The sequence below is a fragment of the Ureibacillus sp. 179-F W5.1 NHS genome, assembly GCF_045369345.1.
Classification (GTDB): domain Bacteria; phylum Bacillota; class Bacilli; order Bacillales_A; family Planococcaceae; genus Ureibacillus; species Ureibacillus halotolerans.
Map to the genome: position 1 here is coordinate 75,065 of NZ_JBIQFG010000008.1, position 14,175 is coordinate 89,239.

General features: G+C 35.5%; 10 protein-coding genes and 1 pseudogene. 2 read left to right on the top strand and 9 right to left on the bottom strand.

Annotated elements, in window-relative coordinates; translation table 11 throughout:
* The coding region (locus ACH0B5_RS06110) for an SH3 domain-containing protein (protein WP_406927570.1) at positions 1–1,924 on the top strand (1,924 nt) is incomplete at its 5' end.
* Positions 1,925–1,988: 64 nt separating this feature from the next.
* Here the strand turns inward: ACH0B5_RS06110 and ACH0B5_RS06115 are convergent.
* The 6 genes from ACH0B5_RS06115 to ACH0B5_RS06140 form a co-directional block, all read right to left on the bottom strand.
* Positions 1,989–5,042, bottom strand: coding sequence for an N-acetylglucosaminidase (locus ACH0B5_RS06115; RefSeq protein ID WP_406927571.1), 3,054 nt, complete (start codon positions 5,040–5,042; stop codon positions 1,989–1,991).
* Positions 5,043–5,252: 210 nt separating this feature from the next.
* The gene (locus ACH0B5_RS06120) at positions 5,253–6,119 is read right to left on the bottom strand and encodes a 2-oxoacid:ferredoxin oxidoreductase subunit beta (RefSeq protein WP_122970453.1); all 867 of its coding nucleotides are present in this window, start codon (positions 6,117–6,119) and stop codon (positions 5,253–5,255) included.
* The gene (locus ACH0B5_RS06125; RefSeq protein ID WP_122970452.1) at positions 6,119–7,858 is read right to left on the bottom strand and encodes a 2-oxoacid:acceptor oxidoreductase subunit alpha; all 1,740 of its coding nucleotides are present in this window, start codon (positions 7,856–7,858) and stop codon (positions 6,119–6,121) included. The genes ACH0B5_RS06120 and ACH0B5_RS06125 overlap by 1 nt, the downstream gene beginning before the upstream one ends.
* Positions 7,859–8,186: 328 nt before the next feature.
* Positions 8,187–8,453 carry a stage V sporulation protein S gene (locus ACH0B5_RS06130; protein ID WP_036174445.1) on the bottom strand — a complete coding sequence of 89 codons (267 nt, stop codon included), beginning with the start codon at positions 8,451–8,453 and terminating at the stop codon, positions 8,187–8,189.
* A gap of 326 nt (positions 8,454–8,779) precedes the next feature.
* Positions 8,780–9,577: a TIGR00282 family metallophosphoesterase gene (locus ACH0B5_RS06135; RefSeq protein WP_122970451.1), complete on the bottom strand. Its 798-nt coding sequence runs from the start codon at positions 9,575–9,577 to the stop codon at positions 8,780–8,782.
* A 123-nt stretch (positions 9,578–9,700) separates the two neighbouring features.
* Positions 9,701–10,213 (bottom strand): competence protein ComK, encoded by a 513-nt coding sequence (locus ACH0B5_RS06140; RefSeq protein WP_122970450.1) that lies wholly within the window; start codon positions 10,211–10,213, stop codon positions 9,701–9,703.
* A 349-nt stretch (positions 10,214–10,562) separates the two neighbouring features.
* Here ACH0B5_RS06140 and ACH0B5_RS06145 point away from each other — a divergent pair, with 349 nt between their 5' ends.
* Complete coding sequence (locus ACH0B5_RS06145) at positions 10,563–11,060, top strand: sigma-70 family RNA polymerase sigma factor (RefSeq protein ID WP_122970449.1); 498 nt, start codon at positions 10,563–10,565, stop codon at positions 11,058–11,060.
* 55 nt (positions 11,061–11,115) lie between these two features.
* On the opposite strand, the pseudogene ACH0B5_RS06150 reads toward ACH0B5_RS06145, so the two are convergent.
* From ACH0B5_RS06150 to ACH0B5_RS06160, 3 genes and pseudogenes are all read right to left on the bottom strand, one after another.
* Positions 11,116–11,292 (bottom strand): annotated as a pseudogene (locus tag ACH0B5_RS06150) (DapH/DapD/GlmU-related protein); the annotation flags it as partial.
* Positions 11,293–11,653: 361 nt separating this feature from the next.
* Positions 11,654–12,739 carry a glycosyltransferase family 2 protein gene (locus tag ACH0B5_RS06155; RefSeq protein WP_122970448.1) on the bottom strand — a complete coding sequence of 362 codons (1,086 nt, stop codon included), beginning with the start codon at positions 12,737–12,739 and terminating at the stop codon, positions 11,654–11,656.
* Between the two features lie 51 nt (positions 12,740–12,790).
* Entirely contained in the window at positions 12,791–13,930 is a 1,140-nt protein-coding gene (locus ACH0B5_RS06160; protein ID WP_406927572.1) for a glycosyltransferase family protein, read from the bottom strand.
* Between the last annotated feature and the right edge of the window lie 245 nt (positions 13,931–14,175).

The following is a 14,175-nucleotide window of genomic DNA, read 5'->3' on the forward strand; positions in this document are numbered from 1 at the left end:
CTGGTATAAGGTTTCTTACAACGGGAAAACGGGCTGGGTTAGCTCGCAGTATGTGAAAGTCACAACTACTAATACTGGAACGTCGACTAAACCGACGACGCCTTCTAAGCCAAGCACTAGTGAACCGTCTAAACCAAACACGAGTGACTCAGCAGTTAAATCGACTTACACAACAACTGCTAATTTAAACTTACGTTCGACTAACTCTACTAAAGGAAGTATTTTATTAACGATTCCGAAGGGGAAATCTGTTAACTATATCTCGAAGTCAGGTGACTGGTATAAAGTTACTTATAATGGCAAAACGGGCTGGGTTAGCTCAGAGTATATTAAAGTTACGACTACTAACAGTGGGACTACGACTAAACCAACTACGCCTTCTAAACCAAGTACCGAACCATCAAAACCAGGTACTGACGATACAGTAGTAAATAAAATTTATAGTACAACTGCTAACTTAAACTTACGTTCAACGAATTCGACTGCTGGTAAAATTTTATTAACTATTCCGAATGGATCTACTATTACGTACATCTCAACTTCTGGTAATTGGTATAAGGTTACTTATAATGGTGTAACTGGTTGGGTAAGCTCAGATTATGTTAAAGTTTCAACAAACAACGGGACAAGTCCTACAAATCCGTCCACAGGTTCAGGTTCATCTAATCTACCTCCTGGACAAACGATTAATTCGATGGTCGTCTATACAACGAATTCTTTAAATTTAAGAACATCTAATTCAACATCATCTTCATCGCTAGGTACAATTCCAGCGAATACGAAGCTTACAACAGCTTATAAAGCTTCAAATGGATGGTACAAAGTTTCTTACAACGGAAAAACTGGTTTTGTATCAGGTAGCTATTTAATTAGTCAATCAACGAAAGCACGCATTGACTCATTAGAAGCAAACAAAAATAGTTACTTGTTTATGGATTTACGAACCGTTTCTTCTGTTACTGCAAATCAAATTAACGCTTATATTAAAGATCGCGTTGGTAATAACCGAAGCGTATTACTTAATTCGGGTGACATCTTCGTAGAGGTTGGAAAAAAATATGGTGTCAACGCCCTCTATTTAGCAGCCCATGCGATTCATGAAAGTAATTTTGGAAAATCCACAATTGCCCTTGATCGCTACAATTTATTTGGCTATGGCGCCTATGATTTAGTCCCTTATCTTGGTGCCGTTAAATTCGATTCCATTAAACAAAACATTGAATTTATCGCCCAAAAAATTAAAGCAACGTATTTAGGAAATAGTTGGCATAACCAAGGAACTTATTTAGGATATTCCGTTAAAAGTATTGCAGGTAGCCGTGTTGATTCCTTAAGTAAAGGGATGAACTTCTACTATGCAACGGATGAAAAATGGGGCGAATTAATTGCTCGTCATATGACAAATATTATGGAATATTCTAAAGAAAGTGCTGCTGGAAGTAGTCCAAATACGACTCCAGTATCCAACCCAAGCTATCCTGACTTATCGGATGTCTTCCCAACAAATACGTTAGCTGTTGCGAAAACAACATTTAACCTATATGATAAAAAATCTGGTAAAGTCGTTGGGACAATGCCAAAAGGCGCAAAATTTAACCTACTTGAAAAGGATAATAATTATTGGTTAACTGTGAAATATAACAACCGAACTTATTATGCTAACGTATCCTTTAGTTCGTACAATAAATACTTTACTGTGAAAAACTTAGGACGTGTCGATACAGGTGGAGTTGCTTTAAATGTACGGGCAGATGCTTCAACAAGTGCTCAAGTTATTACAACTATTAATCATAAAGACTATGTGGAACTTGCATTAGATTCAAAAGATGTTCCTATTACGAAAAATGGTTGGTATAAAGTGAAAGTAAATGGTCATTACGGTTGGGCTTCTGGCGGCTATATCGTTCGTGAATTAAACCGCTAAAATTAGAATATGTAAAGAAAGTAAAAAGTAGCCACAAATTTTTCCATATGTGGCTACTTTTCTTTTAACGATAAACTGGTACATCCATAATCATATTGTTTATACCAAGGGTTTGATAAAGATTGTATAACGAATTAATTTGTTTATATGCCCATCCAATATCCGTTGCATATTGATGGCTAGCCCCGTTATAACGGTCCATCGCTTCAGGATTCCAACGCATTTTGTATAAAGTGTTTTGAATCGTACCAGTATGGTTCTTCCCTTTAATATAATCATTGGCAATATATTTTGCCCCGCCAATAATTGCTTTTTCAGGAGTTGTCCACCCTTCCTCAAATGCCTTTTTTGCTCCACATTCATTTGGACAGTGGTCAAAGGCTTCAATTCCATACATGTTATACACAACCGTACCGTTATATTGAATACCTTGGGCTAATTCTGAAGTACCATGTCCCGTTTCAAGTAACGCATGGGATACAAGATACAATTCATTTATTCCATTCTCGGCACCTGCTTGAACAAACGCTTCACCAAGATTATGGAAAATTCCTCTATTCTTCAAATAATTATCTAATACAGTGACAGATACCCCACTCGATTTAGATAAATCGAGAAATTGGAATTTTTGTTTTGGATCATTAACAAAATGATTCGGATTTAAATATTCACTCACATCGGATTGGGTAGCATTTCGCCATACTCCAAGGGCAATTTGAGCCCAATAGGAATCCGTTGAATAAATTGTCACGAATGTTCCAGTCACTAACTTCCCATATATATGGCTTTGTTCTGATGCTTCTGAACGGATATTGACAGTACTCTTCACCTTACCTAGATTGGAACTGATTCGAACTAGTGAACGATGAACATATAACTCTTTCCCGTTATATTGAATTTTGTACCATCTAGTAGAACCAGCTGTAGCATCTCCTATGATGTTATCATCTAAAATTGTAAAGGCAGTACCTATTGGAACCGTTTCATATACATTGTTATTTGTATCTAGTTTTGGAGATGTTCTGAGACGTACACCCGAACTTGTCGTTGAACCTCCCATTACAATTTCCACAAAATTTCGGCTCACATATCCTGGTAAATTTCGATATTTATCGGTCTGTGGAGTAGCTTTCATTTGTAAGGCTAAAGCTTCACTCAAAGATAAATCATATTTTGTATAGTTTATGATCGTTTTATTTACATACTCATCAGAAATCCAGACCGTTTTCCCTGCTAAAGTACCACGATACCATACATCAGATCCCACGGATTCTGTAAGGTTAACTTGAAAACTTTCCTTCGAAAATTGACTCAAATCACTGTAGATAATATCTTTCGTTCCACCCCAAGGGTTTTGATAAGCAGTACCTGTCCCTTTTAAATAAAAGCTTTTTCCTTGATGATCAACCGTTTTATGCACTTTTTCTGTCATGTTAGTTGAACTTATCCAACCGATGATTCCTTCTGTTCCAGCTGTTTTACTAATCAAATAATATACTTCTCCATTAAAATTACCTTGAGTTTTAATATAGTACACAGCATGAAAATAAGAAGTGGTATCCAATGTAGATGAAATGTTTCCGTCCCTTCGATAAATCGTCGTCGCATTACCATTAATATGACCTAATAAACTTGTTGCAGTGGGTATAACGACATCATTTTCGTGTAACCAAATCGTCTTCCCATTTAAAATGCCCCGATACCATGTTGTATTACCAACAGTTTCCGTTAAATTGACGGTAATTGTTAAAAATTGATAATCGGACATATCAGAAAAAACAATATCTTTCGTTCCACCCCATGCCTTACTATAGGCTTTTCCTGTACCATGAATGTACAAAGTTTTCGCCTTAGAGCTGATCGTTTTATGGGCTTGTGTATTCAAATCTGTTGATTTCACCCATCCGACTGTACCCTGTTCACTACTTGGTTTCATACTAATTAAATAGTATAAAATACCATTCACTTTCACCTGTTTTTTAATGTAGTAAACCGTATACGTATAAGGAGCAGCAACAGTTGAAGTCGATTGACCAATTAATTTATAAATCGTTGCATTACTCTTTAAATGGCCTAGTAAACTTGTTTTACTTATTTCCACTTTTGATATCGTAGTTAAAACATCGTTAGCATGAAGCCAAATCGTTTTACCGTTCAACGTCCCTCTATACCAAGTATTTACGCCAACCGTTTCTGTAAGGTTAACTTGAAAACTTTCATAACTATAGGGTGACAGGTTATCAAAAACTAAATCTTTTGAACCGCCCCACGCCTTACTATACGCTTTTCCAGTTCCTTTAAAATAGAAGGTCTGCCGTTTTCCGGTTACTGTTTTATGGGCATAAGTTGTTGTATCTTTTGCCTTTATCCAGCCTACGACTCCCCTTTCACTGCTCGGTTCAGTGCTAATTATGTAATGGAGTTCGTTGTTAATATAAGCAAAACTTTTAATATAGTAAACTGCGTTAAAGAATTGTTTCGCTTCTATTGTTGGAGTTGTTGCACCTTTTACGGGATATATTGTCGTGGCAGATCCATTAATATGTCCTAATAAACTGATTGAATTCGGAATAATCACTTGATTCGACTGCAACCACATTTTTACACCATTAACAGTCCCTCTATACCATGTCATTTTTCCAACCGTTTCAGTTAAATCTACTTTGAATTCTAAATTAGAATATTTAGACATTTCATTATAGATTACATCCTTTGTGCCACCCCATGCTTTACGATACGCCCTTCCATTTCCTTTAACATACAACGTTTTCTTTTGCCCACTGATTGTTGTATGGGCCAACACTTGTACGTTAGATGATTTCACCCATCCAACAACACCTAAAGTACTGCTCGGTTGGGTACTCATTAAATAAAAAGTATCCCCATTATGAATTGCTTGTTTCTTAATATAATAAACCACATTCATATATTGGGAACCCGCTTTAAATGATGAACTAGCCTTTGTGTAATCTTTATAAATCAAAACATCTGCATTGTTTAAATGTCCAAGTTTACTAGTAGAATATTCACTAGTAGCCTCAACACTCCTAACATTTTGATCTAGAAAAAGAAATACGAAAACAGAAACTAAAATTAGTATGATATTCAGTTTTTTCATCGTCCAATATAGGATTTAACCTATCATCCTCCGCCTCTCACAATTAAAAATTAATAGAAAAATGAATCTATTAACTTCATAATAGTTTGAGCATTCAGATGTGTAAACACATTTTTGATAATTACCAATATTTTATAATAAAAATTTGATATTTTATCCAACACCTTTTCTCTCCAATAAAAAAGCCCCCAAAATATGGGGGCTTACATATTACATAAACTCTTTTACTAATTCATTAAATTGATCTTCACTTAAGTTCATATCAAGGTCAGCTAATGGTTGTTCAGCGTATCCAGGTACTTTTTCTTGATAAGATTTTGTTTCAGTATCTTGGTAAATGATCCCTGTTACTAATCCTTCTTTTTCCATTACTGTTTGCATCGCTAACTCACGATTAGAAGAATCATAATCTTCAATGTCAGCTAATTTTGTTAAATGTTCTTTGAACCATTCATAAGTGTTCACTTTATTATAAGTAACACATGGGCTAAAGACATTAATGAAAGAGAACCCTTTATGTTGAATACCAGCTTCGATAAGGGCTGTTAACTCTTTAATGTCTGTCGAGAATCCTTGGGCTACAAACGTTGCTCCTGCAGATAATGCCACTTCCAACGGTTTTAATGATGGCTCGATTGCTCCACCTGGTGTTGATTTCGTAATGAAACCTTGAGCTGAACGAGGTGAAGTTTGCCCTTTCGTTAAACCGTAAATTTGGTTATCCATTACAACGTAAGTAATATCCATGTTACGACGAATTGCGTGAACTGTATGAGCCATACCGATGGCAAATCCGTCCCCGTCACCACCAGAAGCGATAACATTTAAGTTACGGTTCGCCATTTTTAAGCCTTGCGCGATCGGTAATGCACGACCATGAATACCATGGAATCCGTATGAATTGATATATCCAGCTATACGACCAGAACAGCCAATCCCAGCTACTACAGCTAATTCATGGGGTTCGATGCCGACATTTGCTGCTGCACGTTGAATCGCTGCTTGTACGGAGAAGTCACCGCAGCCTGGGCACCAGTTTGGTTTCACAGAGTTACGAAAATCTTTAAATGTTGCCATTAGTCAAGCAGCTCCTTTACTTTATTTTCAAGCTCACGAGGTAAGAACGGTGTACCGTCATATTTCGTAATGCTGTATGTTTTATCGTGACCGCCAATATTCATTTTTAAAATATTTGCTAATTGGGAAGTTTTATTGTTTTCCACCACAATCACTTTTTTCGCATTGGCTACTAATGGAGCCATTTCTTTACTTGGGAATGGGAATAGTAAACGAATATGGGCATGGTTTACTTTTACCCCTTCTTCTGTTAAACGTTCTTGAACTTCTTCAATCGCACCGCGCGTTGAATTAAATCCTACTAATAATACATCCGCTTCTTCATGAGGTGCATTGACATGGACTGGCGTATCAAATGTTAACTTTTCAAGTTTGCGGAAACGCTTGTCCATTTGTGTTCCACGGTTTCCTGGTGCTTCATTTGGTTTACCCGTTTCATCGTGTTCTACCCCTGTAACATGGTGAATACCATTTGGAGTTCCTGGGAAGACACGAGGAGAAATCCCGTCTTCTGTATTTTCATAACGTTTGAAGTAATCTTTGTTGTCATTTGCTTCAATTTCATCTTCGACAATTTTTCCACGGCGAATTTCAATTTTACTGTAGTCAAACGGATCTGTCGTTTGTTTCCCTAAGGACAATTGTAAATCCGTCATAATAATTACAGGAATTTGTAATTCTTCTGCGATATTAAATGCTTGGATTGTATCAAAGAATGCTTCTTCTAAAGTAGAAGGTGCAATAACAACTTTCGGAATTTCACCATGTGTACCATAGAACATGGCCATTAAGTCCGATTGTTCTTGTTTAGTTGGAAGACCTGTCGATGGACCACCACGTTGCGTATCGACAATCACTAATGGTTGTTCTGTCATACCAGATAAGCCGATGGATTCCATCATTAATGATAAACCAGGACCAGCTGATGCTGTGAAGGAACGAACACCACCGTAGTTAGCACCGATAGCCATTGTCGCCGCTGCGATTTCATCTTCAGTTTGAATGACCGCGCCACCTAATTTTGGAAGTTTTTTAATTAAATATTCCATGATTTCGGAAGCTGGTGTAATCGGATAAGCAGCCATAAAACGGGCACCTGCTGCAATGGCACCTAAAGCAACTGCATCATTCCCGATCATATACATACGTCGTTTTCCGTCAGCAGGAGCTAGTTCCCACTCACCGACACGGTCACCTAAAAGTTCCGTCATGACGTCATACCCTTTTTGAATTGCTTCCATATTCTTTTTAACGACTTCTTCCCCTTTACGTCCGAATATTTCATCGACAACGCTTTGGAACACTTCTTTATTTAAATTTAAAAGGGCTGAAGTAGCACCAATCGCCACCATGTTTTTCATTAATGAAGTACCTAGTTCTGTCGCAATTTCAGTAAATGGCACGATAAATAATGGCGCTTTTGAATCTTCAGGTTTTGTTGGGTTAAATTTAGCATCAGCTAAAATAATACTTTTTTCAGTTAGCTCTTTATAGTTCACTTCGATTGTTTCTTGGTCAAAAGCAACTAATATATCTAAATCGTCTGCAATAGAACGAACTTCTGTTGGACGAACGGTAATTTTATTATTCGTATGGCCACCTTTAATACGTGAAGAGAAATGACGGTAACCGTAAAGGTGATAGCCTAAACGGTTCATGGCCATTGAGAAAATTTCACCTGTACTCTCAATACCTTCACCTTGCTGCCCACCGACTTTCCAAGAAAGCTGATGTAACATGTTAACAACTCCTTAAAAAACTGTTTTTATATATTTTTTTCCTTCATTAGTTTAACACGAACAAAATGCATAAACTATCCGAAAAACACCAAAATCATGAAATTCAGACCTTTGACTGAAAGTTAACAGACAAGGATTTGCAGTATGTTTATCTTTCCTTTAGATTACTTCAAGAAAAGGAAGCCATACTATATTACAGTAATTTTTTATTACCATTAAAAGACGGAATTGTTAAGAAGTAAGTTGCAAATAAATAGCCCCATGAAAAAAGCCCTTAATGATCAGCACATGCCAATCACTAAGGGCTTAAAAATGTGATGTCTTAATGTTATCGAGTTCTTTTTTCTACGACTAATTTTAAAGCTGTACGATCTTCACCAGCGATTGTAATATCTGCAAAAGCTGGTGCACAAATTAAGTCCGTGCCACTTGGTGCGACAAAACCGCGTGCAATTGCGACTGCCTTTACTGCCTGATTTAATGCACCTGCACCTACAGCTTGCATTTCCGCATATCCTTGCTCACGAATAACGGCAACGAGCGCACCTGCGACAGAATTTGGATTAGAGCGAGATGATACTTTTAATGAATCCACATTTATTCCTCCCCATGTAGCTTTAGTAAATGTTGAATGAAGCATTCGATTTAGTGGGCATTCATTCAAAGGACTTTAACTTAGTGTCCGTAAGACATTTTATGATGTTAAAGACTAAATTAGAATCGAATGAAAACCAAATTGGCACTTAAAACCATTTATTTTTTCACTATCGATTAGACACAAGGAAGGTTAAAAAAACTTGTTTCATCTTTCAAAGTTAAATATCAAGGGATAACAGTCCGTAATTGTATTAAACAGCCTCTTTAAAGTTAAAAAATGATCCTACCAACAATATTGGCAGGATCATTTTTTAAGTTTCTATTTTATCCTTGAAACGGATAGTCTTCATTTATATATATGCGTTCGCAATGTAGTGCTTTACCCGTTTGGTCATCGATTTCAACGTAAAATCCACTTAACACTTCACGTCCATCCTTCGGCACTTCAAATCTTGACGGTAAGTTTGTTTTAAACTTGTAAATAACACTTTCTTTTTTCATTCCTAAAATTTCATCGTACGGACCTGTCATCCCTACATCGGTAATGTAGGCAGTCCCACCAGGATAAATTCTACTATCCGCCGTTTGTACATGGGTATGAGTACCAACAACTGCTGAAACCCTTCCATCTAAATGCCAACCTAAGGCAATTTTTTCACTTGTTACTTCCGCATGGAAATCAACAAATACGAGTGGAGATGTTTTGTGTGCTTCAGCAACTAATGCATCCGCCATCGCAAAAGGATCTTCATGGGGTGGCAAGAAAACACGGCCATGCAAATTAATGACCGTTAATGTAACACCATTTTTCGTAATTTGAACCATTCCTTTTCCAGGAGCTTCTTCAGAAAAGTTTGCTGGGCGAATTAAATATTCCGCATCATCAATAAACTCGTAAATATCTTTATTATCCCAAGTGTGATTCCCCATTGTAATGACATCAACGCCAACTTGTAATAGCTGTTGATAAATTTTTTGTGTTATACCTCTACCAGCAGCAGCGTTTTCACCATTTGCTATTACCACATCAGGTGTATATTTTTTCTTTAGTCGGGGCAAGTACTTTTCAACTGCTTCTCGACCAATCGATCCTACGATATCTCCAATAAAAATTACTTTCATGAATAGTATCACTCTCTCTAACAAATTCAAACATGTCCTACCATTTTAACACTTTCATGATGGATTAGGCAAAAATACAAAAAATTGTTTTTCACTTTGAATAACCATTCCTCCTTTTCCCCTTTAATATGTAAAATATTTATCCGAATGCAACTTGAAGTTGATTAAATTTAAATCATGTAAAGGGACTTTCGTATATAGCAGATGTAGCGCTTTTTCTCTTCGATATCTAACTGCCGCTTCTTTGAGAGCGACTTTTATCGTTACACCGTTATTAAAAATCAGTAAACTATACGCCCCACATTCTTCAATTGTAAAACTTAGATCAAACACCCACGTTTTACCTAAAGTATTATAAGTAGGCAATTCCATCCCCACAATACCTAATCGTTCCGATATTAGAATCGGTGGTGTTTTCGTAATACTTAATAGCTTACGAGAAGCCATTTGCCTCCCTTCTAAGCTTGCACCGAAATTTAAACAATATTGTCGGATGATTTCATCTGTTGTTCCTTTTGACTTTAAACTCCCTAAATTAGTGTAAATGATTGACGAATGTTCTCCATCAAAATGAGGAGTAACTGCGATGCTAGAATGAGATGATATTAAAAAATGGATCTCTTTTTCTAATCCCATAGAAATCTCCCCCTTAATAGAAATTATTCAACAAACATTTTCAAATAAATACCAAAAACTAGTACCTATGGATTAATATAAAAAATTCTATAAATATTGTCAATATTCGGAAATAAAGTCATTTTCAAATAGTTAATTGCTTATTTTCAACTATGATTGACTGTCTAGAAATTGAAAAACTACTTATCTTTCTAATTTACTATCGTTATTTCTTATATTTTCTTAAAAAATTTTCGTAATAGCTTTAGACAATCCATTCCATAGCCCTTTCGATTCATTTCAAAAGTTCGGTTACGATGAAAACACCTAGGAATAATCGACTTTGCGCGCAAGTCAAAGGAAGATTGAAATGGAAGAGTTTAATACGATATGCGAACTTTATGAACCGATGATTACGAAAGTGTTAAAAAAAGCAAAGGTGTATAAAGATCACGAGCATTACCGTCAATGTGCAAGGATTGCCTTATGGCATGCATGGAAAAACTACGATCAAAAACGAGGTGATTTTGCCCCTTATGCTTATTGGACGATGTTAACATCCATCTACAAAGAAATCGAAAAGGATAATCAATATAAAGAGCGGAACATCGCCTATGATAAGGATAAATTAATTAACCTTTCCCACTATGTTCAAGTCAAAACAGAAACAATCAATGAATTTGAAAATTTAAAAGATATATTATCGAGTTTAGCCGAAATAGATTATAATTTAATTAAAACTCTATATGTATTTGGGGCGACTTATGATGAAATTGCCGCTACGAATAAAATGTCGGCAAGCTCCCTAAGGAAAAGACGGCAAAGAGTCGTTGAAAAAGTCCGCAAAATGTTAGAATCATACGAGTAAATGAAAAATCACTGGATGTGTCTTTTTACATCCAGTGATTCCTTTTGTTTCCTAATTATTTCCATTTTATATTTGTTTTGATCACTTTAGCTGGAACACCACCAACTATACTATTTGGAGGTACATCTTTTGTAACCACTGAACCAGCAGCAATAACCGCACCATCTCCAATCGTAACACCTTTTAAAATCGTCGCGTTTAAACCAATCCATACGTGATCTCCTATTACAATAGGTTCCGTCATTTTATAACCATCATATATTAACTCATGATTGTCCGAATCACGAATCGTAACACCTTCAGAAATTGTCACATCTTTTCCCATTTTAATATAATCAAAACATGAAATATTTGATTTATAGCTAATGTAACCCGAGTCAATTTCTAATGTGGCGTTTTCATTAATCGATAGGAAAAATCCTGAATATAATTTAAAATCTCCATTTACTATCAACCTTCCACCCTTTTTAATCGTAAGACTGGAATCAAAATAACCGCATCCGTTAAAGCTACACCCTAAACTTAAACTACCTTTATTTATAATAGCGTCGCGGTTCGATATATTCATATAGACTTTTTTATATACTTTTGCTCTATGCATGATGCTTCGATATGGATTTAGCACCGTTAGTTTCTTTACTTTGCCCACCTTCTGCATCTCCATTGTCCTTCCCCCAAAAGCCATACTTTGATTTCCCTTTTAACGTTAATATAATGTGAATCATTTGAATTGTCCTATGGAATCCGAAAGTTTTACTACACATTGCTGCAAAGGAATGAAATAAAGTGAATTTATATTGTAATAATGCTCGATTCTTTTTTAATAAAGAAATGATTTTCTTTCTTTCGTCTCTCTTTAAAAAACAAGCAAATTTCATACTGTAATAATATCTTTCAACAAAATTGTTCATCAATTTTTCAACTAAACTTTCTTCAATCGATAATGTGGTTAAAACTTTATGCCAATAAGTTGCGACGAACATACTGTCTTCCAATGTAGAATAAGAATGATTCAACGTGATTTGACCTATCCGTTCATTTCTATATACATAAATCGGGTTATCGTAATAGTCAATACAAGTTGCTTTTAAGAAAAGATAAGGTGTCCATAGAGCATCCTCATATTTTCTTCCTTTCATAAAAAATAACTCATGTTTTAATAGAAACGATTTTTTGACAATCCCACTCCAAGCAAACCATTTAAAATCTCCGTTATGTTTTAATATATAGTTTAAACATTCTACCCCATTTTTCCCTATTAACTCACTTCGCTCAATAGATAAAGGGGCCTTCACATAAATCTTTCTTTGTTGATAGTAATACTGATATGGGAAAAAAATATATTCTACTTTGTTATTTTGATGGATGATTTCCACTAAATCGGATAAGAAATCCGTCTGCCAATAATCATCCGAATCCAAAAACATGACATAATCCCCTGTTGCGTGTAAAATACCAACATTTCTAGCTTCTGATAATCCCCCATTTTCTTTATTGATTAATCGGATAAAGGGATACCGCCTGACATATTCTTCACATATTTCTTGACTACAATCTGTTGAACCGTCATTTATTAAAATGATTTCTTTATTTGAGTAGGACTGGAAAACAACACTTTCTAAGCAATGGCGCAAATATTGGTCCACATTATAAACTGGAATGATTACACTAACTTTCAAAAGTCAAACACCCGATTCTACCGTTATTAGCAGTTATTTTGGATGAAACCATTAATTTAAGATAAGACCTTCAAGTACTTCTTCATAACTGTTACATCTTGCACTCCAAGAATTGTCCTTTGCCAGAAGAATTCTTTCCTCTCTTTTTTGGAAATTATCATTTTGTAAGGAAACTAATACCTTTTCGGTAAAATCTTCTTTGCTTTCACCAATTTCCATTACATCTTTGAACAACACTAAATCCGGTAAAGCTGTCGCAACAATCGGCTTCCCTGTGGCAAAACATTCAAACAGCTTGGCTGGAAAAGTCCCCTTTGTAAAATCATTTATTTGATAAGGTAAAATAAGCGTGTCACAATTCTTTAAAACACTAGGGAGCGACTGATGAGATACTGTATCTTGATGTATAAGATGGTTATGACGTAAAGGAATCCCTTCTGGTGCAGGTCCGATTAATTCGACGTAAATTCCTTTTTCCAACAACTGTTCAATAATGGACCAATCGATACGATAATGATCAATCCCACCAAAATACGTTACTTTATTGACCTTTTTCCTCATTATTTGTTGCTCATAAATTTCATAAAACATTTCAAAATTCACTGCAGCGGGAATTTGAGTAATTTGCTCTTTTTTATGTCTATGCTTTTCTTTCAAATGAACCGAATCAACAATTAACATATCAGCCATTTGGATTAATTCATTTTCGGTTATGACAATATCTTTAGGAATTCCCGGAAAATTTTCAAAATTTAAAACGCAATCATAGATTGTTTTTTCAGGTTTTAGTTCGTCAATGAGGTAAAGGGACGTAGAGGTAGGAACATAGGTGATCAATAAAATCGGTTTAGTAGAATGTTGCCTGATGTTCTTCGCTAATTTTGGGACAAATACGTTTTTATTAAACTGTCTAAATAGTGAATGGGTCGGTGGCAAGATGAATGGTGGTAATATTTTCAAATTTTTTATAGGTGTTTTCCGTTGAATTTGTTTCTTTGAAACGAGTACTCTTGTTAATCTTTCAATAGATTTGGATAGGCCAGGATTTCTCAATCCCGTCGTCTCAACGAATGTGACATCAGTCTTCGTTGAAAAGTACTCTGCGATAATTTGATGCCTTTGCCATAAAAAGTCCCATTTAATGCTAGATAGTATGACAATATGGAAATTGTTTAACTTCATTAACTTCATATGATCCCCCATAATTTCAAATCATTTTACTAATTTTAAGGTGAGAACCTTTAATATATATTTGATGTTTCCAAACAAGTATCTTTTATACAAATGTGACATCAGTCTTCTGCGATAATTTGATGCCTTTGCCATAAAAAGTCCCATTTAATGCTAGATAGTATGACGATATGGAAATTGTTTAACTTCATTAACTTCATATGATCCCCCATAATTTCAAATCATTTTACTAATTTTAAGGTGAG